We start from the raw sequence: 23,792 nt of genomic DNA, 5'->3' as shown, positions 1-23,792 counted from the left end.
TCCGGTCACCGACCTCGGCGGACGACGGTCTGCCGCAGCACGCGCAACAGGCCCAGGAAGCCGAGGAACCCGATGAACGCCGCGATCAGGTCGAACACCCGGAGGCCGCCGGGGAGGACCGGGCCGGCACCGGTGACGACGAGGACCACGGCGATCACGAGGGCGGCGATCGAGATCAGGGTTCCCACGATCTCCGCGGTCACACCCTCCACGAGCCCCTTCGCCGGTTCATCGGCGAAGCCCTTCAGCGTCACGCCCACCGTCCCGTCCTCGAGGCCGGACAGCAGCGAGTCGAGTCGGCGCGGGAGGTTGCGGGCCAAGGCGGCGGTGACGGCGGCCTGCGCCTGCAGGGTGACCGCCGTCTGCCGGATGGACTGCGAGCGGCGGAGCAGGCGCGGGACCATCGGGAGGGCCTGTTCGAACATGTCGAAGTCGGGGTCGAGCGCTTTGAGGCACCCTTCGAGGGTCGCGAAACTGCGGAACGCGGCGGCGAGGTCGCCGGGGAGCGCGATGTGGTGCTGCCGGATGACGTCGAGGAGTCGGCTGAAGATCGAGCCGTCGCCACCCGGGCGGTGACGTTCGGTCGTGATGACGATGCCCACGTCGTGGCGCAGGGCGTCGAGGTCGGCGTCCTCGGGCAGGTCCACGATGAGGAGGAGGGCGTCGGTCGCCGCGATGTCGTCCTCGCTGACGGTGGCGAGCATCACCGCGGTGAGTCGCTGCCGCTGGCTGCGCTCGATGACGCCGACGGCCCCGAAGTCGATCAGTCCGAGCGATCCGTCCTCGCGGAGGATGACGTTGCCCGGGTGGAGGTCGGCGTGGAAGACGCCGTGCACGAGGATCTGTTCGAGCACGACCTCCATGAGGCCGGTCGCGAGGGTCTCGCGTTCCTCCTTGGGGATGGTCGCGATGCGGTCCCGCGCTCGACTGAGTGGCAGTCCGTCGACGAGGTCCATGGTGAGCAGGCGGGCACCGGAGGCCGCCGGATAGACGCGTGGGACCGTGATCCGGACGCCTTCGTCGCGCTCATCGCGACGCTTCAAGGTGCTGCGGATCATCTCCACGTTGCGGGCTTCGATCCGGTAGTCGAGTTCTTCGAGCAGGGTCGAGGTGAAGGCCCGCGCAACGGAGGCGAGGCGGAGGTCCTGCCCGAACTTGGTGTGCGTCTCGGCGCGCTCGGCGAGGCGGACGACGATGTCGGCGTCTGCCTCGACCTGCACGCGGGCGGCCGGTCGCTGGACCTTCACGACCACGGGGGTACCGTCGAGCATCTCGGCGGTGTGCACCTGGGCGACGGATGCGGCCGCGAGCGGTTCGGAGTCGATCGACGCGAACACGGTGTCGATCGGTGCGCCGAGCTCGGTCTCGATGACGACCTGGACCTCGTGCCAGGGGAGGGTGGTCGCCTCGGACTGCAGGGACGCGAGGGCGCTGAGGTACGGCTCGGGCACGAGGTCCCGTCTCGTGGAGAGCACTTGTCCGAGCTTCACGAAGGTGACGCCGGAGTCGTTGATCGTCGCGATGATCGCGTTGGCGCGCTGCTCGCTCGTGGTGAGTTCGAGCTGGACGCGGGACCGGCCGTGCACGAGCCAGCCCGCGCCGTGTCGGGATGCGATGGCGAGGATCTGCAGGTATCGCCTCGTCCGTCGCCGTCGTTTGATCGCGGAGCGGACGACGTCGATCGGGTTCATCAGCGGCCGGGTCGGGATGATGACCTCGATGGCGACGAGGACACCGAGCCCGAGGGCGAAGATCCAGCCGATCGCGAGGAGGGCGACGGCGATCGCCGCGAAGGCCGCCCGAGCGTCCCCGGCCTCACCGGGCTGGACCAGGCCGGTCTGTTGCAGCAGCCAGTTCACGAACGGTGGGCCGGTGACGAACACGACGAGCCCGACCAGGATGCTGCGTGGCCAACCCACCGGGGCGTCGAGCACCCGTCGGGCGGCGAACCCGAGGAGCAGCGCCGACACGACCGCCAGCACGATGGTGAGTGCGTCAGTCAGCATCCGGCATCCCCTCGTCGGTCGAGCGGTCGTCTCGCCCCGCTCGCCAGCGTATCCGGCCCGGCTGAGCGAGCGCGAGCGCTGACCCTCCTCGGGATCCGGCGGAACGGTCCCTCTCCGCCCGGGGTTCGCTAGGGTGTCGGACGGGGACGGGGATATCTATGGGCGACCAGCGGGTTCAGAAACAGGCCGCGGCGGCGGACGGGGGCCGCCGGGAGACCTTTCGTCGCCATCAGCTCGTCGTCATCCGCGTCCTCTGCGGCGTGCTGGCGGTGCTCGCGTTCACCAGTGCGGCAGGGCTCACCCTCCCGGTCGTGCCGGCGGACGGGCCGGCGTTCAGCGCGCCCGACCGCATCACCGTGACCACCGCGGACGGAACCGAGGTCGAGCTCGAACGATTCCAGGGCCCGGTCGGTCGCTTCGGGTCGTACTCGCGTGATGATCGGACCTTCACGCTCATCGACGTCGACACCCGCTCCCGTGTCCCGGACCGCGTGTCGATCGTCGAGCCGTCCGAGCTCATCCTGTCCGACGACCTTCCTGCACGGTTCATCGCCACGGTGAGCGGGCGGGATGGCGTGGAGGACCCGAACGAGCGTGAAGCGTCACTGGCCGACGAATGGCGCATGTACGTTCCGTTGAGCGCTGGGCTGCCCGAGTACACCGATGCGCAGATCAACCGGGGCGAGGTCGCCGCTGCCGGTGAGACGGTCACCACGGACGAACCCTCGGTCCTCGCGATGGCACCCTACTACACCGATGGAGTGCAGCGTCCACAGGAGTGGGTCGTCCTGTTCGACTTCGCCGCGCTGCATGCCGCGGGCAACACCAATCTCAGCTTCCCGCTCGCTTGGTACGAGGACGGCCCGGTGGTCCCCGCCATCCGTGCCGTGGCCCCCTGGCTCGGCGTCGCCCTCCTCGGGCTCGCGCTCTTCCTCCCCCGACTGGCCCGCTCGCCGAGATCGCACAAGCGGCGCTCATCCGCCGTCTGAGGCGACATCTACTGCGCTCTCGTGGAGCGCGGCGTCACCCCGCCTGAAACCTTCCCGACGCGGCGTAGGCGTCGAACAGGCGCAGGACTTCGAGGGTGGGACCATGCGTCGGTGAAGGCGGGGCGATGAGCGGGGCCCAACGGAATTCGACGACCTCGTCCGCCTCGGCGCGGAGCGAACCGGTCCACGTGTGTACCACGAAGCACATCGCGAACGCGTGGACCCGGTCGCCGTTCGGGTACTCGAGGATGTGGTGCTCAGCGGCCGAGAGACAGGCGAACGGTTCGAGGTCGCGCTCGTCCACTGACAGACCGGTCTCTTCGATCAGTTCGATGACTGCGGTCTGCGCGAAGCTACTTCCGGGCTCGCAGCTGCCGGCCGGGATCTCCCACAGGCCGGTGTCGACCCGCCGCTGGAAGAGTGCGTTCCCCTCGCTGTCCAGCACGATCACCTGCGCACCCGGGAGCGCGAGGAGCCGATGCCCCACGAGCTGCCGCAGCTCCCAGAGATCGCTTCCGACATAACCCATGCGCGGGAGTCTAGGTGGCTCAGGTGCTCGGGTGAAGGGTCACCCGAGGGCGTCGCGTTGCCGGATGAGTTCCTGCAGTTGCTCGTCACGACGGTCGGCGTCCGCCCTGACCATCGCGCGCAGTGAGGAGTCGTACACGGACGTCGCTTGCTCCGGCTCACAGTCCAGGACGGCTGCGATGCGCTCCAACGCCTCGTCGTCCGACACCGCGCTCCCGACCACCTCGGCGATCTCGGGCCAGGACCGGCGGGCACCGACTCGCAGCTGCTCTGCTTCGATCTGTCGATCGAAGGCTCGGCGCTCGCTCGCGGGGTCGGCCCGGTGGCGGTTCTGCTTGGAGACCTGACGCGCGATCAGCTCAGCGGTCAGCTCGACCCGGAGCGGCTCGGCGAGACGAAGCCCGAGTTCGACGACCACGACGTGCAGGTCGTAGGGGCCGGGCTCCAGTGAGGTGGGGTCGGACTGCAGCTGGAGTTGCACCGGGACTCGGGCGCACTCCTCGGGGTCGAGCGGGACGGCGCGGCCCGCCGCGGAACCCATCCATCCGAAGGAGAACGAGGTCTCGCCTGGAACGGTGAGCGCGCCGATGGCGAAGAACCTTTCATCGGTGGGCATCCATCTCGCTGTGCCCGCGTTGACGATGTCGATGACGAGCTCACTGGGGTCAGCCAGCTCGGCGACGAACGACGGCCATCGCAGCACCAAGCCCTGTCGGCGTTCTGCTCGGCTCGGTCGCACGTCCGACGTGTCCGGGTGCACGCGCACCACCGGAGGCTGCTCTCCCGTGTGGAGCTGTGCCAGGCGCCAGATCCGGTGGTCCGCATCGACCGGCGAACCGAGATACACCGCACCGCTCTCCAACCGGCGGAGCACCCGCCAACCAACCGACGGGGCCTCGGCGGTGGTGGCGTCGTCGACGCCACAGGCCAGTTCGTCCGCCAGCTCCGAGAGCGTCGTGCCGGCGCCGATGAGTGCGTCGCTCTCGACCTCGAGGTCCCCGATCCGGGGTGCATCATCCATGGAAGCCATGCCCGATGGTCTCACGCGAGCGGGGCCACCGGCTCGGCCTCCGCGTCACCCCGCGGCGAAGGCCGCACGGCGTCCCGCGATCGTGAGCAGCAGCGCAGCGAGCCCGAGGGCGATCATGACCACCGGGAGGATCAGGCCGTCGAAGGTGCCGAGGAGGAGCGCCCCGAGGACACCGCCGGCGAAGATCGCGAGGTTGAACGCGACGGGCAGGAAGGAGTTCGCGACGTCCGAGTGCTCGCGTCCCGATCGGGTGAGCGCAGACTGCAGCTGGGCCGAGGAGCCGCCGAACGCCAGGCCCCACAGGACGGTCGCAATGAGGACGGCGACCATCGACGCGTGGCCGATCAGGAGCAGCGCGCCCGCCGTGACGAACATCGCGACGCTCCCGTGGAGCAGCGCACGCGGAGCCCGGTCGATGAGCGCCGCCGTGAGACCGATGCCCGCGATGGACGCGACACCGTAGACCAGCAGCACGAGATCGGCTCCGAGTCCCGTGCCCGAGGACCGAAGGAACGGCGAGATGTAGGTGTAGACCGTGTTGTGCGCCAGCATCCAGACGACGATCACCGCGAGGACGACAGCGACACCCGGTAGGACGAGCACCCGTCGAAGCGGGAGCCGTGCCGAGCGAGGCTGTCCGGGCGCGTCGGGCACCACCACCGCGATGGACACGAGCACGACGAGCGCGAGCGCCGTGAGTCCTCCGAACGCCCAGCGCCAGTCGAACGCGGTGCCCAGCCAGGCGCCGAGCGGTGTCCCGAGCGCCAGCCCGGCAGGCGCTCCGACGGACACGATCGACAGTGCGAGGCCTCCACGGTCGGGCGGGCTGATGCGACGCCCATAGGCGGCGAGCATGCCCCAGATCACCCCGCAGAACGCACCGGCGACGAACCGCGACACCAGCGCGACGACGACGTCCCCCGCGACCGCGGTCACGGTGTTCGCGAGGATGAGCCCGACGATCGCGCCGAGGAGGAGCGGCTTGCGACGCAGCCCACGGGTGATGGCGAGCGCCGGGATCGTGACGATGACGGTCCCGAGCGCCCACACACTGATGAACTGACCGATCAGGCCCTCGCTCGTCTCGAGATCTCGGGCGATGACCGGGAGGAGCCCTGCCGGCATCGTCTCCGAGGCCACGAGGACGAACCCCATGGCGGTGAGGGCCGCGAGCGCGAACCAGGGCATCCGGGTGGGCGCACCGGCTGTCGGGAGAGGCGACGCCCCGGCCGGAGCGTCCGGGGTCGAGGTGATCGGTTCCGCGGGGTTCACAGTGTCAGCAGCACCTTGATCGCACGACGCTCGTCCATGGCCCGGTAGCCCTCGGCGGCGTCTTCGAGCGGCAGCGTGAGGTCGAAGACCTTCCCCGGGTCGATCCTCCGCTCCCAGATCATCCGGATGAGCTCGGGGAGGAACCGTCGCACCGGCGCCGGCCCACCGTGGAGGTGCACCTCGGCGAAGAAGAGCTCGTCGAGCGGCAGCGAGACACCCTCGTGGGCGACGCCGACGAAGCCGACGTGGCCGCCCCCGCGGGTGGAGCGGATCGCCTGCAGCATGGATTCCTCGGTGCCGACCGCCTCGATGACGCTGTGCGCGCCGAGACCGCCGGTCAGCTCCGTGATCCGTGCGACACCCTCGGCGCCGCGCTCCTCGACGATGTCGGTCGCGCCGAACTCGCGGGCGAGCGCCTGCCGGTCGGCGTGACGGGACATCGCGATGATGCGTTCCGCCCCGAGCTCCCGGGCCGCGAGGACGCCCATGAGTCCGACGGCCCCGTCACCGACGACCGCGACCGTCTTCCCCGGCCCCACCTCGGCGGCGACAGCGGCGAACCAGCCCGTCCCGAGTACGTCGGACGCGGCGAGCAGCGAGGGGATGAGCTCCGCGTCCGGCTGCCCCGGCGTCGCCACGAGCGTGCCGTCGGCGTGGGGGATACGGGCGAGCTGCGCCTGCGTGCCAGCGGCGACCGACACGAACTCGGCGTGCACGCACTTCGACTGGTACCCCGCCTGACAGATCTCACAGGTGTTGTCGGAGGTCACGAAGGAGCCCACCACGAAGTCGCCGACGGCGATCGTCCGAACGTCCTCGCCGACCTGCTCGACGACACCGACGTACTCGTGCCCCATGTTCGTGTGGTCGACGGGCTCGACCCCGCGGTACGGCCACAGGTCGGAGCCGCAGATGCAGGTCGCCGTGAGCCGGATGACGGCGTCGGTCGGGTCGATGACGGTGGGGTCCGGACGGTCCTCGACCCGGACGTCGCCGGGCGAGTGCATGACGACTGCGCGCATGTGTGCTCCTTCTGTCGGGTGGTGCAGGCGACCAGTCAACGCCCCGGGCGCCGCGGGAGGGAGTCCCGCCTGAGAGGTGTACCGAGAGGGCACCTGTCGAGTCGCCTCGACGACGTATCGTCGGAGGCATGGACGATCGAGCAGACGTACGCGAGTTCCTCATGACGCGTCGGGCACGGCTGACCCCGGAACTCGCCGGCCTCACCGCGGGCCCCAACCGTCGGGTGACCGGGCTGCGGCGTTCCGAGGTGGCGGCGCTCGCCGGGGTCAGTGTCGAGTACTACGCGAAGCTGGAGCGCGGAGCCATCGCCGGAGCGTCCTCGACCGTCCTCGACGCCATCGCCCGGGCGCTCCAGCTCGACGAGGCGGAACGCACCCACTTGTTCGACCTCGCCCGCGCGGCCGACGGCGTCCCACTCTCCGGTCGACCGCGTCGCCGGGTGGCCAAGAACCCCGCGACCCGGGCGAGCCTGCACTGGATGCTCGATGCGATCACCGACGGCATCGCCTTCGTCCGCAACACCCACCAGGACCTCCTCGCGACCAACGAGCTCGGGCGCGCGTTCTACTCACCGGTCATCGGCGACGGCGGGCGCACCCCGAACCTCGCGCGGTTCCAGTTCCTCGACCCGGCCTCCCGTGACTTCTACCCCGACTGGGACGTCTTCGCCGAGATGTGCGTGTCGGTCATGCGTGCCGAGGCCGGCCGGGACCCGCACGACAAAGGACTGCACGACCTCGTCGGTGAGCTGTCGACCCGGAGCGACGCCTTCCGCACGCTCTGGGGAGCGCACAACGTGCGCACGCACGGCACGGGCACGAAGCGGTTCAACCACCCGATCGTCGGCGAGATGACCTTCGCCTACGAGGAGCTCGCGATCACGGCCGACCCCGGTCGCGTCGTGCTCGTCTACACGGCGGAGCCCGGCTCGCCGTCCGCCGAGCGACTGCAGTTGCTCGCGAACTGGGCGGCGTCCCAGCGGCAGGCTGCGCAGCGTGACGGTGCGGCGGTCACGAACGAGCCCGACACCAGCGAGGCCGGACGGGCAGGGGGTCGCTGATGGCGCGCATCCTGGTGACCGGTGCTGCCGTCGGCCTGGGGCTCGGCGCCGCGACCGAGCTGGTCGACCACGGGCACGAGGTGCTCGTCCACGCACGGAGCCTCGCCCGCGCCGACGGTGTCCGGCTGCTCGACGAGCCCTCCGCGCACCTCGTCACCGGTGACCTCACCACCCCCGACGGCGTCCATGAGCTCGCGGAGCAGGTCGCCGCAGCCGGTCCCGTGGACGCGATCATCCACAACGCCGGCGTCCTCGACGGAACGGCCGTCCTGCCGGTCAACGTGGTCGCGCCCTACCTGCTCACCGCCCTCGTCCCCGCGCGGCGACTCGTGTTCCTCAGCAGCAGCATGCACCGCGGCGGTACCGCGACGCTCGACGGTCTCGACTGGTCGGGCTCCACGAGGACGACGAGTTACTCCGACAGCAAACTCCTCGTGACGGTCCTCGCGGCGGCCATCGCGCGAGTGCGTCCCGGGGTGTTCAGCAACGCGGTCGACCCGGGGTGGGTGCCGACACGGATGGGCGGGCCGAACGCGCCCGACGATCTGGAACTCGGGCACCGGACCCAGGTGGCGCTCGCCGAAGGGCGCGGCGCCGACACCTCCGGATACTGGCACCACCAGCGACGCGAGGAGCCGCACCGCGCGGTCCGAGACGAGGCGTTCCAGGACGAGCTGCTGCTCGCGCTCGCCGAGCACACGGGCGTGCCGCTGCTGCCGTGACTCCCACGAGAGCGTAGTGCACGCGCTCACGGGGCGAATTCGAGAGCATCGACTGCGCTCTCGCCGGCCGGGCCGGATTCAAGTGTCGATGCGGTGGTCCTGGATGGACTCGTAGGTGACGCGGAGGGACTCGGCCGCGGCGTCGTAACGACGTTGGGCGACACGGATGAAGAGCAGGTCGACGAGCGCGAGCTGGGCAATGCGCGACGACATCGCACCCGAACGGTAACGGCTCTCCCTCGCCTGCGTCGCGAGGACGAGGTCGCACCGGCTGGCGATGGGGGAGTCGGGGAAGTTGGTGATGCACACGGTCGTCGCGCCGGCGGCCCGCGCGAGCTGCATCGCCTGCTCGGTCTCGACCGTGAGCCCGGAGTGCGAGATGCCGATGGCGACCCCACCGGGCCCGAGGAGGGCGGCCGAGGGCAGTGCGAGGTGGGCGTCGACGAAGGTGTTGGCCGGCATGCCGATCCGGTAGAGCTTCTGGTGGAGGTCCTGCGCCGTGAGGTTCGAGGACCCGAAGCCGATGACGTCGATCCGTGGGGCGACGAGGAGGGCGTCGACGACCGCGTCCAGGGCGTCGCGGTCGAGTGAGCGGGCGGTGAGCTCGATCGCCTGCACCTCCTGGTAGGCGACCTTCGCGACGACCGTCTCGACCGAGTCGTCCGGGTCGATGTCGGCGTCGTCGACCTCGAACCGGTCACGCTCCGCCTGCTCGCGACTCGTGGAGGTCGCGACGGCGACCCGGAACTCCCGGTAGCCGGTGTACCCGATGGTCTGGCAGAACCGCGCGACGGTCGCCTGGGAGGTGCCGCACGCCTTCGCGAGTTCGGTGATGGTCAGCTCGACGACGAGCGAGGGGGTGCCGATGATGGTCTCGGCGACGCGCGTCTCGGCGGCGCTCAGACGAGGGATCGCCTGGCGGAGCACGAGCAGCGCGTCAGTGGACATCCGGTGCGGCCCCCGTCGGGTCTTCGACGGCGTGCGCTGCGATGGCCGCGCTGAGGGAGCCGTCGCCACCACGGAGGCGGGCGACGGCTTCGTCTGCGGCGATGCCGGTCACGAGGACGAGGATAGCGGCCTTCACCCAGCCGTCCACGGATGCGAGCGTCTTCGCGGCCGTGGCGGCGTCGACGTCGGTCGCCAACATGACCGTGCGTTCCGCTCGCGCCCGCAGCTTCTCGTTCGTGGTGAGGAGGTCGACCATGAGGTTCCGGTACGTCTTCCCGAGCCGCACCATCGTGATCGTCGACAGCATGTTCAGCACGAGCTTCTGCGCCGTCCCCGCCTTCAGCCGGGTCGATCCCGTGAGGAGCTCCGGACCGACGACCGCCTCGATGCCGATGTCCGCGTCCCGGGCGAGCGGGGAGCCGGCGTTGCACGACAGGCCGATCGTGATCGCACCGATCGAGCGCGCGTACTCGAGGGCGCCCAGGACGTAGGGCGTGCGGCCGGACGCGGAGACCCCCACGACGGCGTCGTCCGCGGTGATCGACAGCGACTCCAGATCCGCCCGACCGAGGTCGTCGCGGTCCTCGGCGTTCTCCACCGCCTGCTGGATGGCGCCCGGACCACCCGCGATGAGTCCGACGATGAGGCCGGGGTCGGTCCCGAACGTGGGTGGTGCCTCACTCGCATCGAGGATGCCCATCCGTCCGGCGGTCCCGGCGCCCAGGTAGACGAGTCGTCCGCCCCGGCGGAGGCGCTCGACGATCGCTTCGACGGCCTCGGCGATCTCGGGTTCCACGGCCGCGATGGCGTCGGGGACGGAACGGTTGTCCTCGTTCATCGCGGAGACGAGTTCCCGGGTGGAGAGGGCGTCGAGGTCGGGGTGTCGTTCGTTCACCTGCTCCGTCGAGAGCGTGGCGAGCTCCGCGCGGATGATGTCGCGTTCACCGGTCCCTGGGCCTGTCGAACGGTGGGCGGCCGAAGCGTCCTCAGGCTGCGTGGACATCGTCGCGCACGACCCTTCCGTCGTAGGAGATCGCGGTGTCGAGTGCGACGAGTCTGGCTCCGTCGAGTGCGTCACCGCGGGGTGCGACGAGGTCGACGCCGACCTCGTGCAGGGCCGTCGCGAGATGTGCGGCGACGTAGGGGTGGGAGGCGATCCCGCCGACGACGCACACGGCACCCGTGCGGGCAGCGGCGGCGCTGACAGCCAGATGGGCGCAGGCGGCGTCGACGATGTCCGCGGCGACCGCGTCGCCCTCCTCGGCTCGGGTGATGACCGCGGGCGCGAAGGTGCCGAGTTGGCGGGCCGGTGCTCCGGTGCTGGAGACCCAGCGGGGGAGCGCGGGGATCGACCCGATGAGCGCCTCGGCGTCGGCGAGCATGGCGGTGGCGGGGCCGCGGCCGTCGAAGGCACGCATGCACGCCTCGAGGCCCTGCTGCCCGATCCACCGACCGCTGCCCTCGTCTCCGAGCCAGGGACCCCAACCGTCGATCTGCTTCACGGAGCCGTCGGCGTCGACGTCGAACACGACGGATCCGGTGCCGGCGATGAGCACCGTGCCGGGACCACCGGCGAACGCACCGGCGTGGGCTGCCAGGGCGTCGTTCACGACGGCGATCGTCGCTCCGAGCGCCAGACGCAGTTCGGCGGTGAACGCGGCGACCTCGTGCGGGGCCGCCTCCACCCCGGCGGCGCCGATCCCGACGTGCTGCACCGCGGTGAGGAGGTCGGCCGGGAGGTGCGCGACCGTCTCGAGGACTGCGCGGGCGGACAGCTCCGCACCCTCGTGGTCGGCGAGGCCCGGTGCACCGTGGCCGCGGGCCTCCGCGAGGATGGTCAGGTCGTCGCCGGATCCGCTCGTGATGCGGGCGCGACAGGAGGTCTTCCCGAGATCGATGGCGAGGACGGGTGCTGCGAGGTGGTTCATGATCCGTTCCGGTGGTGCTGGTCGTGCAGATGGTGCGTCGGTGCCGCGGTGGAGGCCGCGGCGAGGAGTTCGGTGACCCGGTCGGCGGACGCTCGGGAGGCCGCGAGCGTGTCGATCACCGGCAGGGGGAGGACGGCGTCCTCGGAGAGCGGTAGTCCGACGCTCACGACGACGGCGTCCGGCCGGACCAGCGCGACACGGTCCACCGCGAGCCGCTGCGGGGTGTCGCCGCCGAGGCGGTCTGCGAGGAGGACGACGCCGTCGTCGGCGGGGATCGTCTCGATGAGGAGGGCCAGCTCATCGGAGGCGGGTGCCTCGGCCTGCGGATCCGGTGTCCGGAGGCTCGGGCCGGCAGCGAGCCGGGCGACGGCGAACCGTTCGGCGAGCGATTCGGCGAACGGATCGTGGGCCGAGGCGACGGCGAAGGTCGGTCGGTCGCGGAGGTCGACGAGGGTGATCGCCGACGCTGCGATGGCGACGTCGCCCCGGACGCGCACGACCCGGCGGATGGCGTCGGAGAAGCGCCCTTCGACAAGCTCAGGGACCGGTGACCGCTCAGGGACCGGTGACCGCTCGGGGACCGGGGACTCCTCGGGGACCGATTCCCCGGTCCCTGAGCCTGTCGAAGGGCTGACGGACCGTGCGAGCCACGCCACCCGGGCGGCCGCGCGCTCGACGATCGCTCGATCGAGCTCACCGTCGGCCACCGCCGCGCAGACCGCCTCGAACACCTCGAGGTAGTCGTCCTCGTCGGTCGTCGCGCCCTGCTTCGGCCCGAGGTTGGACGGGTTGCCGATGCAGAGCAGATCGACCCCGGCCTGGAGGGCGAGGACCGCCCCGCGTCCGGAGCCGGTGGTGGAACGGATGGCGGCCATGTCGAGTGCATCGGAGATGATGACACCGTCGAAGCCGCTCTCGCGCAGCCGGCGGAGGGGGATCGGGTTGAGTGTCGCCGGGGCGTCACCGAACGCCGGGACGACGATGTGGGCGGTCATGACACTCGCGACGCCGGCGGCGATCGCCGCGTCGAACGGTGGCAGATGCTCGGCTTCGAGCTCCGCCAGGTCCAGGTCGATGCGGGGCAGATCCAGGTGCGAGTCGCTCGCCGTGTCGCCGTGTCCGGGGTAGTGCTTGACGCACGCGGCGACCCCGCCGGTCTGCAATCCGTCGACCATCGCGGCGACGTGGCGGGAGACGAGGTCGGCGGTGGGTCCGAACGAGCGCACCCCGATGACCGGGTTCGCGGGGTTGGTGTTCACGTCGGCGACGGGCGCGAGTGCGACGTTCGCCCCGGCCGCGTGGAGCCGCTCGGCGAGTGCAGCACCCACCGCGCGCGTCGTCTCGACGTCGTCGAGTGCACCGAGCTGCGCATGCCCGGGCAGGGTGGAACCCGTCTGCGCCTCCAGGCGGGAGACGTTGCCGCCCTCCTCGTCGACGCCGATGAGGACCTCGGGCCGGTGGACGCGGAGTTCGGCCGACAGCGCCGCGACCTCCGCCGGGTCCGAGGAGAGGTTCTGCCCGAAGTACACGACGCCCGCGAGGCCGCCGTCCAGTTCGCGCAGCAGCCAGTCCGGGGCGGTCCGGCCGAGGAACCCCGGCCAGAGGACGCCCCGGACGAGCCGCGCGACGTCTGGGTCGATCATCCCTTCACCGCTCCGGACACCAGTCCGCCGGAGAGGCGGCGCTGCACGAGGATGAAGAAGATCATGACCGGGATCGTGATGATGGTCGACGCCGCCATGACCGAACCCCAGTCGTTGGAGTTCAGGCCGAAGAACTGTTTGAGGCCGATGGCGACCGTGTAGTTCTCCGTCGAGCCGCCGAGCAGGGTCATCGCGAAGATGAACTCGTTCCAGGCCGTGATGAAGCTGAACACGCTCGTCGCGACGAGGCCCGGGGCCACGAGCGGGAGCATGATCGAGCGGAACATGCGCCACCAGCTGGCACCGTCGAGGAAGGCCGCCTCTTCGAGCTCCACCGGCACCGCCGCGACGAAGCCGCGGAGCATCCAGATGCCGAACGGCAGCGCGAGCGCGACGTACACGATGATGAGCCCGAGCAGGGTGTTGAGCAGCTGCAGGTCGCGGATCTGCACGAACAGCGGGATCACGAGCGCCTCGAGCGGCACCATCTGCACGACGAGGATCATGAGCAGCACCGCGGTGCGGAATTTGAACCGGAAGCGGGCGACCGCGACCGAGGCGAGGAGCGCGACGGCCGCCGAGATGAGCACGGTGGCGGCTGCCACGATCGCGGAGTTGCGGAGGAAGACGCCGAAGCCGCCGTCGGTCAGGACCGACTGGAAGTTCGTGAGCGACAGTTCCTTCGGGAAGAACGACTGCCCGCCGCTCGACGCCTGTGCGTCGAACGCGCTCGACAGCATCCAGTACGCCGGGAACAGCGTGAAGACGAGCAGCAGGGTGACGAGGATCGCCTTGACGGTGTTCGAGCGGATCTTCCGACCGCTCGCCTTCCGGTGCATCGGGACCTGCGGCGTGGCGGACCGGTCGATGCCCGGCTTCTGAGCCGGTCGACGGTCTGCGGTGGGGGCCGGAGCCTGGGTGGTCACAGTTCGTCCTCCTTCATGAGGGCGCGGATGTAGACGATCGTGATGCCGAGCAGGACGAGCGTCAACAGCACCGCGATCGCGGAGCCGAAGCCGTAGCGGTTCTGTCCGAAGGACTCCACGTACGACCACACGCCGAGGTTCAACACCTCGCGGTTCGAGCCGGAACCACCCGGCATGAGGTAGATCTGCGCGAACACCTTGAAGTCCCAGATGGTCGACAGGATGATCACGACCGAGAACACCTGACGCAGCGATGGGAAGGTGATCTGGAAGAAGCGACGGAACGCGCCCGCCCCGTCCATCTCGGCGGCTTCCAGCATCTCCTTGGACACGCCGAGCAGGCCGGCGAGGACGGTGATGGCCACGAAGGGGAAGCCGTGGTGGATCACGTTCAGCAGCGCGATGCCGTAGAACGTGAACTGGTTCGTGAACCAGTTGAAGGGCTCGTCCATGAGCCCGAGCCCCATGAGCGTCTGGTTGACGATGCCGCGGTCGGCGTCGAAGATCCAGACCCAGACGTAGGTGCCGGTGACGGCGGGCATCGCCCAGGCGACCATGATGGCGCTGCCGACGATGGTGCGCCAGAAGGAGCCGAGGTTCGCCATGAGGAGGGCGACGAGGGTGCCCAGGACGACGGTACCGATGACGGCCGCGGCGGCGAAGAGGACGGTGTTCGGGAGGACGACGGTCCAGAGGGTCGGGTCGGCGAAGACCTCGGCGTAGTTCGCGCCGCCGTTGAAGTTGGTGTCGCCGCTGACGATCTCGCGCAGGCCGTAGTCCTGCAGGGAGAACAGGACGACGCGGATGAGCGGCCAGAGGAGGAGCACGGCGAGGATGAGGAGCGCCGGCGTGAGCAGCAGCCAGGGGCGGGTGCGCATCAGGAGGCGCAGCCGCTTGGGGGAAGGGCCCCCGGCCACCCGCGAAGCGGGGGCTTCGCGGGTGACCGTGGGCGGGGTGAGGGTCGACACGATCGGCTACTTGCCGTTCATGATGTCGTCCATCTCCTTGGCGGCGTCGGTCGTCGCCTGGTCGACCGACTTGCTCCCGGAGAGGATGGCCTGGATCATCGCGTTGGTGGTCTTCTTCGCCTGCACCGCACCGAACTTCGGGGTCACGGGGAGGGAAGCGCCGCCGTCGACGAACTGCTCGGCGAAGGGCTTCACCAGCGGGTCGTCGCTCTCGGTCGAGTCGCTGAGGAGCGAGGTCTGGCCGGGGAAGTACCCGGTCTGCTCGGCCCACTCGGAGGCGAACTTGCCGGTGGTCATCATCTCGATGAACTGGAACGCGAGGTCCTTGTTCTTCGAGGTGTTGAACATGCTGAGGTGCGAACCGCCGAGCACGGAGGGCGACATGCCGCCGTCTTCACCCGGGATCGGGATGGCGGCGAACTTGCCCTCGAGCTCCGGGTTCTTCTGGACGATCGTCGCCGGGGTCCAGGAGCCCATGATCGCCATGGCGACCTTGTCCTGCACGAAGTTGTCGAGGACGTCGGTCTCCTTCCAGGTGGTGGCACCCGAGGAGGAGAGGTCGTACTTGGTGGCCAGGTCGGTCCAGAACTGGATGCCCTTGCGCGAGTCGTCGCTCGCGAGACCCGACTTCCAGGTGTCGCCGTCGAGCTCGGAGACCTCGCCGCCGGCGCCCCAGACCCAGGGGTACGCCGTGAACTCGGCGTCACCGGGGACGGGGAACGGGATCATGTCGGGCTTGGCGGCCTTGATCGCGGTGCCGGCGTCGATGATCTCCTGCCAGGTGGTCGGCGCCTTGAGGCCGAGCTCCTCGAAGACGTCGGTGCGGTAGACGATCGAGCGGACGCCGGCGTACCACGGCATGCCGTAGAGCTCGCCGTCGTAGGTGCCGGAGTCGGCGAGGCCCTTGACGAGGTCGTCCTTCAGGCCGGCCTTGTCGACGTAGTCGCCGATGGGGGCGAGGGCGCCGGCATCGGCGAACTCGGCCGTCCAGGTGGTGCCCGTCTCGGCGACGTCGGGGGTGGTGTTCCCGGCGATCGACGTCACGAAGCGGTCGTGGGCGTCGGCCCACTGCACGTACTCGACCTTGAGGGTGGCGCCGGTCTCCTTCTTGAAGGCCGAGCCGACCTCCTTGAAGAAGGCCTCGGAGTCGGGGTTGGTGCCCTGCATGATCCAGACGGTGAGCGTCTGGCCGTCTGCCGAGACGTCGCCTGAGCCGGAACCGCCACCGGCACAGGCGGTGAGGCCGAGTGCCGCGGTGGCGAGGACGGCCAGCGGAAGGGTGCGCTTGCGCATGGTGCTGCTCCTCGATTCTGGGATCGGGAGTCCGGGCCGTCGTTGGCCCGGGATCCGTGATGACCGGGAAACCGCGGTCGATCCCTGCTGTTTTCAGTGGGTGTGGAAACAGTATTCAATAAGTACAGGAAGCTTGCAAATATTTTCCAGCACTGCAACACGGTCGTTACCTGCGTGACGGACGTGTTTCGCGAAGCTGCGAGAACCGTGTGTGTGGATGGCGGTCGGCCACCGCCGTCGTCAAGCCGTGCGGAGGATGATCACGCGCATCGTCGCGGCGGCCCGCTCGCCGTCCTGCGCCTCGATCGCCGACGCGAGGTCCGTGTGCAACGCCGCGTCGTGGTGGTCGATGCCGTCACCGGGCAGCTGGACCACACGATCCCGGAGGGCCTCGTCGACGGCGTCGCCGACCCGGTCGAGGATCGGGTTCCCCGCCGCCCGTCGGATGAGGCGATGCAGCAGGAGGTCGGCCTCGAGGAACGCGATCGGATCCTGGCGAGCCGCCGCCGCGCGGAGTGCCTCGCTCGTCTCGCGGAGCTCACGGGCGTCGCCGTCGCCGCGTCGCTCGGCCGCGAGCCGTGCCGACTCCGGCTCGGTCGCCGTACGGAGCTCGCGGATCGCGAGGAGGGTGGACTCCCGTCGCCCGCTCGCCAGTGCCCAGCGGAGCACCCGGGGCTGCAACCAGTCCCAGCTCGACGACGGCTGCACGGTGTGACCGACGTGGGCCTTGCTGGCGAGGAGTCCCATGCCGGCGAGCACACGGGTCGCCTCCCGGACCACCGACCGTGAGTGCCCGGCGCGGTCGACCAGCTCGTCCACCGTGCACACCGTGCCGGCGGGCAGTCCGCCGTCGACGATGTCGGTGCCGATCCGGTCGAGCGTGCGTTCGAAGGCCGATGTCCCCGGTGCGCGACTCACGCCCGTGCTGACGGACGGGTGGGGGAGATCACGAGTTCGTCGATCCGCACGTGCGGCGGGCCGTCGAGGATGAACCGCACGGCGCGGCCGATGTCCCCGGGCGTCAGCATCGTCTCGCGCGCCGACGCGTCCGGCACCTGCGGCCGCATGGAGAGGAACGGGGTGTCGACGTCGCCCGGGCAGAGGTGGGTGGCGCCGACGCCGTGGAGTCCCTCCTCCTCGTTGAGGGTCGCGCAGAGCGAGGCGAGCGCGGTCTTGCTCGCACTGTAGGCGACGCCACCCTTGGTCGAGAAGCGCCAGCCGGCGAAGGAGGAGATGACGACGATCCGTCCCTGCGCGTCGCGGATGGTGGGCAGCGCGAGGTCGATCGTGCGGGCGACCGAGGTGAGGTTGGTGTCGACGATCGCGGCGAACTCCGTCATCGTCTGGTCGTCCCACCGGCGCCGAGGTGCGTTCAGGCCCGCCGCGGTGACGAGGTCGTCGACCGGGCCGAGCTCGGCGACGATGCGTTCATGGGCTCGGGCGAGCGAAGCGGGGTCCGTCGCGTCGGCCTCCGCGTCGACGGCCACACCGCCGGCGGAGGTGACGGCTTCCACCGTCTCGAGGAGCGCCTCGCGCCGCCGCCCCGTCACGGCGACGCGCCATCCCGCCTCCGCGGCCGACACCGCCACGGCCTGTCCCATACCGCTGCCGCCACCCGTCACCCAGAGCACTCGATCCGTCATGGCGCCAGTGTAGCGAACCGACCGGCCATAAGTATGTTTTACTCGCCTGGTGCGTACGCGGCCGTCGGCACCGGGTCGACGCGTCGAGGGTTGCGCTCGGACGACGGGAGACACCGATGCTGCTGGACCTGACGGACCGACGGGTGATCGTGACCGGAGGTGCTCGGGGGATCGGGCTCGCCCTCGTGGAGTCCTTCCTCGCCGAGGGGTCCCGCGTCGCGGTGCTCGACCTCGACGTCTCCTCCCTCGACGCGCTCGTGGCAACCCACCACGGTGGCCTCGTCGCCATCACGTGTGACGTGCGATCCGAGGACTCCGTGTCGCGCGCGGTCGCGGCGGCTGCCGCCGAGCTCGGAGGGATCGACGTCCTCGTGAACAACGCCGGGATCAACGTGCAGTCGTTGCTCGAGGAGACGAGCGACGCCGCGTGGACCAGGTGCTTCGACGTCAACGTCGGCGGCGTGTTCCGGGTGTCGAAGGCGGTCATCCCGTATCTGAAGGGACAGCGTTCCGGGCGCATCATCAACGCCGCGAGCTTCGCCGCGGTCATCCCGAGCGTCGGCAGCGCGGCCTACGCGGCGTCGAAGTCCGCGGTGGTGCAGCTCACCAGGGTCCTCGCGAGCGAGCTGGGACCGTGGGACATCACGGTGAACGCCTACGCCCCCGGCATGGTGCCGACGGCGATGAACGGTTTCGCCGACCTCCCGACGGCGCAGCAGGACGAACTCCTCGACACACTCTCGGTGCGCCGTTGGGAGGAACCGGAGGACGTCGCGAACGTCGTCCGGTTCCTCGCGAGCGACCAGGCGGGCTACGTCACCGGTGCGCTGATCGACGTCAGTGGCGGCAAGTTCGCGACCCAGTTCCCAGCCCGCGCTCGCGTCTGATCAGGCTCTGGACCTGACGGGATCCGGGCGGTGGACCGGCCGGATTCACGGGTGGTGAAGCGACGGATGTCGGACCGACGCGCCCGGGAACGACGTTCCCAGGCCCGGATTCGCAGCCAGCGCGAAGGCCGCTTACGATACCGTGGACGGCACATCCGGAGGCCCGCTGCGCGGGTCGGCGGAGGGCCGTCGAGTGGGCTGACCGGGGCAGGTCCACAGCCGCAGGATCGTCGGGATCACCATCTGGAGCAGAGGAGTTCGGTCAGCCGTGGCTTCACGAGTGCACGAGTCGGAACGTCGCCGTTCGCGCGATGCGCGTCGAGGGCGCCACCGTGCCTCAGCCCAGATCGAACCCTTCACCCGCGGGTTCAGCGCCCTCGGTGAGCTGGCCGCGTCGGGCGCGCAGGTCAGCCTCCGGATCAACGACATCACCACCGGCGAGATGCTCATGTCGGCCGACGACCACGTCGTCGTGCCCACCGCCTCGATCGGCAAGGTCCTCCTCCTCATCGAGGTCGCGGCCCGCCTCGGCGACGCCGACTTCAGCGGCCTCACCATCCTCGACCGCGAGCCGCTCGACGCGGTCGCCGACTCCGGGATCTGGCAGCACCTCCAAGCGCCGTCCCTCCCGGTCGCCGACCTCGCGGCCCTCGTCGGCGCGACGAGCGACAACCTCGCCACGAACGTCCTGCTCCGCCACATCGGTCTCGACGCCGTCCGCCACCGTGCCGAGGAGATCGGGCTGAAGCGCACGGCCCTCCTCGACATCGTCCGCGACCACCGCGGCCCCGACAACGCACCGCAGCTCTCCGTCGGTTCCGCCCGCGAACTCGCCTGGCTGTTCCAGGCGCTCGCGACGGGCGAGATCGTCGACGCCACCACGAGCCGCCGGGTCCTGGCCTGGTTGTCGCTGAACACGGACCTCTCGCTCGTCGCCTCGGGTTTCGGGCTCGACCCGCTGGCCCACCGTGAGCCCGACCACGGCATCCAACTCTTCAACAAGACCGGATCCGGGGTCGGTGTGCGAGCCGAGGCGGGCATCCTCCGAGGCCCGAACGGCGCCGTGAGCTACGCCGTGTGCACGAGCTACGACGACACGGAGCTCGGCACGCGCCTCGGGGTGGTCGACGCCGTCCGGATCCTCGGCCAGGACCTCCTCGAGTACGTGCACTGAGCCGGTCTCGCTCGTCCCCGTCCCTGAGCGTGTCGAAGGGCTCACCTCCGCCGGTCCCTGAGCTTGCCGACGGGCTCACCTCATTGGTCCCTGAGCTTGTCGAAGGGCAGTCCGGTGCTGAGGCTTTCACCCTTCGACAGGCTCAGGGGCCGGACCCCACCCTCCACTCAGTCGATGAGCCCCGCCGCCGCCAGGCGTTCGAGCACCTCACGCCCCGCGGGCGGGCAGCGGTCGAGTGACTCCGTGCCCACCCAGTGGACCGCACTCACCTCGGCGGAGGGCGTCGGTGTCTCGTCCGTCTCTGCCGCGAAGACGTGCATCCGCACGAGCCGGCCGTCGGGCTCGCCGTGCGCCTGCGTGACCACCGTGAACAACGGCGAGACCCGCGCCGGATCGATCTCGACCGCGACCTCCTCGCGTGCCTCCCGGATGGCGGCCTCGGCCGGCGTCTCGCCCGCGTCGATCTTCCCACCGGGCATGTAGAGGACGTCACGACCGCGAGCGGTCACCATGAGGACCCGCCGTCCGCGGACGATCGCGACCGCGGACACGAGGATGTCGGGGAGCGGGCTGCCCGAGCCCGCGGGTGCACGGCTCACCGGTCGGCCGGGCTCTCGGGCTCCAGCGCGGGCCGCAACCGGTCGGCGAACCCGTCGACGGCGAGTTCCACGGCGTCCTTGAGTTCGTCCGTGCTGAGGATCACGAAGTGACCCGGAACCGGGAGGAGCACGTTCGTCGCTCCGGGCAGCACGCTGCTGGACGGCACGTGCGGGTCGAAGGTGCTGTAGATCGAGACGATGTCGGTGTTGACGTCGTGCGGGGCGCCGAGCGCGACGATGGTCTCGTCCGTCGGGAGGAACGCACGGAGGCTCGGGTCGACCACGTACTTCGCGAGCACCGATCCGGAGAACGGCGAGCAGATCGCGACGACCCCGAGCAGGCCCAGCCGCTCGCGTTCGGTGAGGAGCAGCTCCTTCCCGACGAGCCCTCCCTTGCTGTGCGCGACGATGACGCACCCTGCGGCGGGCTTCGGCAACCGCCCGAGCGCACGGGCGAAGCGGGCAGCCGTGTCGCGGATGGGTTTGCGGTTGTAGCCGAGGCCGCGCGCGATGCGGATCCGGTAGCCGTCGGCGTTCAGGCGGTCGGCCACCGGCTTCAGGAACGCCCAGGTCTCGTACACGCCGGGGATGAGGACGACGACCGGTCGACTCGCGTCGCCACGGGCGTACTCCTTCGGGATGCGCCCGCTGAAGAAGGCCCGCGTGTGCCAGACGACCGAGTGGACCCAGTCGGCGGCGACGATCCCGGCGATGGCCAGCGCGCCAGGTCGCTCGGCGACCGGCGGGGCGTCGGCGAGCGAGACGTCCTCGGCTTCCGCCACCGATTCCTCGTCCATCCGCACCCCCTCGTCCATCTTGCCACCGCCTCCGGTGCGCGCCGCGCGAGCCCAGTGAACATCAGGGATCGCGGGTTACCCTGTGTTGACAAGGCGACGGCACGCTGCAAGCATGAGTCCGTTCGTCGAACCCCTATGCGCGAGGTGCACCTTCATGACTGATCCGAACTCCGGCCAGCCGAACGACCCATACGGTCAGAGCCAGAACCCCCAGCAGCCGGCCTACGGCGAATCGCAGGTTCCGCCGGCTCCGCAGTACGGGGAACAGGCGCCGCAGTACGGTCAGCCCTCGCCCTACGGCGAGCAGTCGGGCCAGCAGGCTCCGCAGTACGGCGAGCAGCCCAAGTACGGCCAGCCGCAGGCTCCGTACGGCGAGCAGCAGAACCCCTACGGTCAGCCCGCCGCTCCCTACGGTCAGCAGCAGAACCCCTACGGTCAGCCCGCCGCTCCCTACGGTCAGCCCCAGGCTCCGTACGGCTACGCGCAGCCGACCGGCCCGAAGACGAACGTCATGGCGATCATCTCGCTCATCGCCCCGTTCGTCGGGTTCGGCGTCGTCGGCCTCGTGCTCGGCATCATCGCGCTCGGTCAGATCAAGCGCACCGGCGAGCAGGGCCGCGGCCTGGCCCTCGCCGGCACGATCGTGAGTGGCGTCTCGGTGCTCGTCGGTGTCATCTTCATCATCTTCTACGTCCTGCTCATCGCCGGCGCGATCGGTACCGCGAGCAGCTACAACTACGACTACTGATCCACGGCCTGCTCGGCAGGCGGATCATGACGGGCATCGGCATCGCGCCGGTGCCCGTTCGTCGTTCGAGCGCCCTTCGACAGGCTCAGGGACCAGACGGCTCAGTGGGGCCGGAAACCTAGGAGGCGGAAGCTGCCGAATCGGTGTCGGCGACCGGAGCGATGACCGCCGGTGCCTGGGGGACCTCGATACCGAAGAGCGTCTGCAGCGCCGTCGTGTACGCAGCCTGCTCGCCGTTGCGGGCGAGGTTCCGCGCCCGCACCGTCGGTTCGTGCAGCAGCACGCCGGCGAGGTGCCGCAGTGCACGGGCGGTCGAGCCGTCGTCGTCGCCACGCGCGGTCGCACGGGCGACCTCGGCCTCGACGAGCGCGTGCACGTGGCTGCGGAGGGCGACGACGGCGGGCTCGAGGCTGCGCTCCTCGCCGACCGCGGCGAACTTCTGTGCGGCGCGGCTGACGATGGAGCGTGCGACCTCGGTGGCCTGCAGCTCCTCGAGCGGCGCGTGGATGCGGATGGTCTCGAGGTCGAGCAGGACGACACCGGACACCGTGGCGACGTCGGGGTCGACGTTACGCGGCAGGCCGAGGTCGATGACGAGCTGGGCCGAGGCGTGCGGCACGGGGCACTCGGCGGCGGCTTCGGTGATGACGTCGTGGACGAGTGCGGAGACCCCGGTGGGCTCGGGTGCCGCCGGGGTGACCAGTGAGAGCGTCGGTGCGTCCGTGGCGGCCGCGGCTCGTGCGCGGTGGTCGGCGGCGACGGCCGTGCGACCCGCGCGGAGCAGTTCGGCGTCGACGACGTGGCCCTCGGCGGTGGTGCAGGTCACGATGATGTCGACCTCGCCGGTGGTGCGGGCGAGGTCGTCGTGTCCGATCCAACCGATCTCGTGCGAGCGCGCGAACTTCTCGGCGCGGCCGGACGGCGAGTACACGAGGACGTCGGTGACGCCGCGGTCGCGGAGGGCGGCGAGGCTCGCGCCGGCGTACGCGCCGGTGCCGACGAGCAACACTCGCTGCGTGGCCCAGTCGTCGATACGGCTCTCCGCGAGGTCGAGGGCGAGACGCACGATGGAGCGCCCGGCGCGCCCGAGCGGCGTGCGGTTCTTGATGCCGCGGGAGGTCTGAGACGCGCGCTGGAACAGACGCTCGAGCTCGGAGCTGGTGGTGCCACCGGCGCGAGCTGCCTCGAGGGAGCGCCGCACCTGGCCGGCGATCTCGCCCTCGCCGACGACGACGGACTCGAGTCCGGCCGACACGGCGAAGAGGTGCTCGGCTGCTGCGGTGCCGATGCTGAGGTCGAACACCTCCCGCAGCTGCTCGGCGGGGATGCCTGTGGTCTCGCTGACGGCCTCCGCAGCGGCCTCGAAGGCGACGGATGCGGCGGCGGTGACGGGCTCGTCGAGGTCGATGTACGCCTCGAACCGGTTGCAGGTGGCCACGACGACGGCACCCGAGACGCACTCGTGGTGCTCGACCAGGCGCGCGGCAACGCCCTCGGCACCGACTGAGAGTCGTTCGAGGAGGTCGAAGGTGGCGTTCTTATGGCTCGCCGTCACACACATGAGCACCCGATGAGTCTACCCGAGCGGGCACGTCGGCCTCTCCGGGA

General features: G+C 70.4%; 23 protein-coding genes. 6 read left to right on the top strand and 17 right to left on the bottom strand.

Going from position 1 to position 23,792, the window contains the following annotated elements:
* Nucleotides 1-5: 5 nt before the first annotated feature.
* Entirely contained in the window at nt 6-2,006 is a 2,001-nt protein-coding gene (locus tag A4X17_RS06950) for an AarF/ABC1/UbiB kinase family protein (RefSeq protein ID WP_064294936.1), read from the bottom strand.
* 158 nt (nt 2,007-2,164) lie between these two features.
* On the opposite strand from A4X17_RS06950, the gene A4X17_RS06945 reads away from it, so the two are divergent.
* A complete protein-coding gene (locus tag A4X17_RS06945) occupies nt 2,165-2,995 on the top strand; it encodes a hypothetical protein (RefSeq protein ID WP_064294935.1) in 831 nt (276 codons plus the stop codon).
* Nucleotides 2,996-3,029: 34 nt separating this feature from the next.
* Here A4X17_RS06945 and A4X17_RS06940 read toward each other — a convergent pair whose 3' ends face one another.
* From A4X17_RS06940 to A4X17_RS06925, 4 genes are read right to left on the bottom strand one after another with little or no spacing between them, the layout of a single operon-like run.
* Complete coding sequence (locus A4X17_RS06940; RefSeq protein WP_064294934.1) at nt 3,030-3,524, bottom strand: NUDIX domain-containing protein; 495 nt, start codon at nt 3,522-3,524, stop codon at nt 3,030-3,032.
* Between the two features lie 39 nt (nt 3,525-3,563).
* Nucleotides 3,564-4,544, bottom strand: a complete 981-nt coding sequence (locus tag A4X17_RS06935) for a hypothetical protein (RefSeq protein ID WP_157583368.1) — start codon at nt 4,542-4,544, stop codon at nt 3,564-3,566.
* Between the two features lie 54 nt (nt 4,545-4,598).
* Nucleotides 4,599-5,825 carry an MFS transporter gene (locus A4X17_RS06930; RefSeq protein WP_231884315.1) on the bottom strand — a complete coding sequence of 409 codons (1,227 nt, stop codon included), beginning with the start codon at nt 5,823-5,825 and terminating at the stop codon, nt 4,599-4,601.
* Nucleotides 5,822-6,847 carry a zinc-dependent alcohol dehydrogenase family protein gene (locus tag A4X17_RS06925; protein ID WP_064294933.1) on the bottom strand — a complete coding sequence of 342 codons (1,026 nt, stop codon included), beginning with the start codon at nt 6,845-6,847 and terminating at the stop codon, nt 5,822-5,824. Before A4X17_RS06925 ends, A4X17_RS06930 begins: the two co-directional genes overlap by 4 nt.
* A 128-nt stretch (nt 6,848-6,975) precedes the next feature.
* On the opposite strand from A4X17_RS06925, the gene A4X17_RS06920 reads away from it, so the two are divergent.
* On the top strand, nt 6,976-7,908 hold the full coding sequence (locus A4X17_RS06920; protein ID WP_064294932.1) for a helix-turn-helix transcriptional regulator: 933 nt from the start codon (nt 6,976-6,978) through the stop codon (nt 7,906-7,908).
* Nucleotides 7,908-8,630 (top strand): SDR family NAD(P)-dependent oxidoreductase, encoded by a 723-nt coding sequence (locus tag A4X17_RS06915; RefSeq protein ID WP_064294931.1) that lies wholly within the window; start codon nt 7,908-7,910, stop codon nt 8,628-8,630. Before A4X17_RS06920 ends, A4X17_RS06915 begins: the two co-directional genes overlap by 1 nt.
* 78 nt (nt 8,631-8,708) lie before the next feature.
* Here A4X17_RS06915 and A4X17_RS06910 read toward each other — a convergent pair whose 3' ends face one another.
* The 9 genes from A4X17_RS06910 to A4X17_RS06870 form a co-directional block, all read right to left on the bottom strand.
* The gene (locus A4X17_RS06910) at nt 8,709-9,578 is read right to left on the bottom strand and encodes a MurR/RpiR family transcriptional regulator (protein ID WP_064294930.1); all 870 of its coding nucleotides are present in this window, start codon (nt 9,576-9,578) and stop codon (nt 8,709-8,711) included.
* Nucleotides 9,568-10,581: an N-acetylmuramic acid 6-phosphate etherase gene (gene murQ / locus A4X17_RS06905; protein WP_082915984.1), complete on the bottom strand. Its 1,014-nt coding sequence runs from the start codon at nt 10,579-10,581 to the stop codon at nt 9,568-9,570. The genes A4X17_RS06910 and murQ overlap by 11 nt, the downstream gene beginning before the upstream one ends.
* Nucleotides 10,565-11,506, bottom strand: coding sequence for an N-acetylglucosamine kinase (locus A4X17_RS06900; RefSeq protein ID WP_064294929.1), 942 nt, complete (start codon nt 11,504-11,506; stop codon nt 10,565-10,567). Before A4X17_RS06900 ends, murQ begins: the two co-directional genes overlap by 17 nt.
* Nucleotides 11,503-13,149, bottom strand: a complete 1,647-nt coding sequence (locus A4X17_RS19425; protein WP_064294928.1) for a glycoside hydrolase family 3 protein — start codon at nt 13,147-13,149, stop codon at nt 11,503-11,505. The genes A4X17_RS06900 and A4X17_RS19425 overlap by 4 nt, the downstream gene beginning before the upstream one ends.
* Nucleotides 13,146-13,988, bottom strand: coding sequence for a carbohydrate ABC transporter permease (locus tag A4X17_RS06890; protein WP_064294955.1), 843 nt, complete (start codon nt 13,986-13,988; stop codon nt 13,146-13,148). Before A4X17_RS06890 ends, A4X17_RS19425 begins: the two co-directional genes overlap by 4 nt.
* Before the next feature lie 83 nt (nt 13,989-14,071).
* Nucleotides 14,072-15,043, bottom strand: coding sequence for a carbohydrate ABC transporter permease (locus A4X17_RS06885; RefSeq protein ID WP_369808448.1), 972 nt, complete (start codon nt 15,041-15,043; stop codon nt 14,072-14,074).
* 6 nt (nt 15,044-15,049) lie between these two features.
* A complete protein-coding gene (locus A4X17_RS06880; RefSeq protein WP_064294926.1) occupies nt 15,050-16,336 on the bottom strand; it encodes a sugar ABC transporter substrate-binding protein in 1,287 nt (428 codons plus the stop codon).
* A gap of 240 nt (nt 16,337-16,576) precedes the next feature.
* Nucleotides 16,577-17,254, bottom strand: coding sequence for a FadR/GntR family transcriptional regulator (locus A4X17_RS06875; protein ID WP_064294925.1), 678 nt, complete (start codon nt 17,252-17,254; stop codon nt 16,577-16,579).
* Nucleotides 17,251-17,979: an SDR family oxidoreductase gene (locus A4X17_RS06870; RefSeq protein WP_064294924.1), complete on the bottom strand. Its 729-nt coding sequence runs from the start codon at nt 17,977-17,979 to the stop codon at nt 17,251-17,253. Before A4X17_RS06870 ends, A4X17_RS06875 begins: the two co-directional genes overlap by 4 nt.
* A 116-nt stretch (nt 17,980-18,095) precedes the next feature.
* Here A4X17_RS06870 and A4X17_RS06865 point away from each other — a divergent pair, with 116 nt between their 5' ends.
* Together A4X17_RS06865 and A4X17_RS06860 are read left to right on the top strand one after the other, a co-directional pair.
* Nucleotides 18,096-18,866, top strand: coding sequence for an SDR family NAD(P)-dependent oxidoreductase (locus A4X17_RS06865; protein WP_064294923.1), 771 nt, complete (start codon nt 18,096-18,098; stop codon nt 18,864-18,866).
* Between the two features lie 268 nt (nt 18,867-19,134).
* Nucleotides 19,135-20,040: a serine hydrolase gene (locus A4X17_RS06860; protein ID WP_064294922.1), complete on the top strand. Its 906-nt coding sequence runs from the start codon at nt 19,135-19,137 to the stop codon at nt 20,038-20,040.
* A gap of 167 nt (nt 20,041-20,207) precedes the next feature.
* Here A4X17_RS06860 and A4X17_RS06855 read toward each other — a convergent pair whose 3' ends face one another.
* Both A4X17_RS06855 and A4X17_RS06850 read right to left on the bottom strand, forming a co-directional pair.
* Nucleotides 20,208-20,639, bottom strand: a complete 432-nt coding sequence (locus tag A4X17_RS06855) for an NUDIX domain-containing protein (protein WP_064294921.1) — start codon at nt 20,637-20,639, stop codon at nt 20,208-20,210.
* Nucleotides 20,636-21,436 carry a triacylglycerol lipase gene (locus tag A4X17_RS06850; protein ID WP_157583366.1) on the bottom strand — a complete coding sequence of 267 codons (801 nt, stop codon included), beginning with the start codon at nt 21,434-21,436 and terminating at the stop codon, nt 20,636-20,638. Before A4X17_RS06850 ends, A4X17_RS06855 begins: the two co-directional genes overlap by 4 nt.
* A 154-nt stretch (nt 21,437-21,590) precedes the next feature.
* On the opposite strand from A4X17_RS06850, the gene A4X17_RS06845 reads away from it, so the two are divergent.
* A complete protein-coding gene (locus A4X17_RS06845; protein ID WP_064294920.1) occupies nt 21,591-22,184 on the top strand; it encodes a DUF4190 domain-containing protein in 594 nt (197 codons plus the stop codon).
* A gap of 118 nt (nt 22,185-22,302) precedes the next feature.
* Here the strand turns inward: A4X17_RS06845 and A4X17_RS06840 are convergent, their stop codons facing one another.
* On the bottom strand, nt 22,303-23,751 hold the full coding sequence (locus A4X17_RS06840; protein ID WP_064294919.1) for a glutamyl-tRNA reductase: 1,449 nt from the start codon (nt 23,749-23,751) through the stop codon (nt 22,303-22,305).
* Nucleotides 23,752-23,792: the final 41 nt, after the last annotated feature.

Source organism: Plantibacter sp. H53 (assembly GCF_001650455.1).
In the GTDB taxonomy this organism is placed as follows: domain Bacteria; phylum Actinomycetota; class Actinomycetes; order Actinomycetales; family Microbacteriaceae; genus Plantibacter; species Plantibacter flavus_A.
The sequence above is the reverse complement of the archived record's forward strand: the minus strand, read 5'-3'. Positions and strand labels throughout refer to the sequence as shown.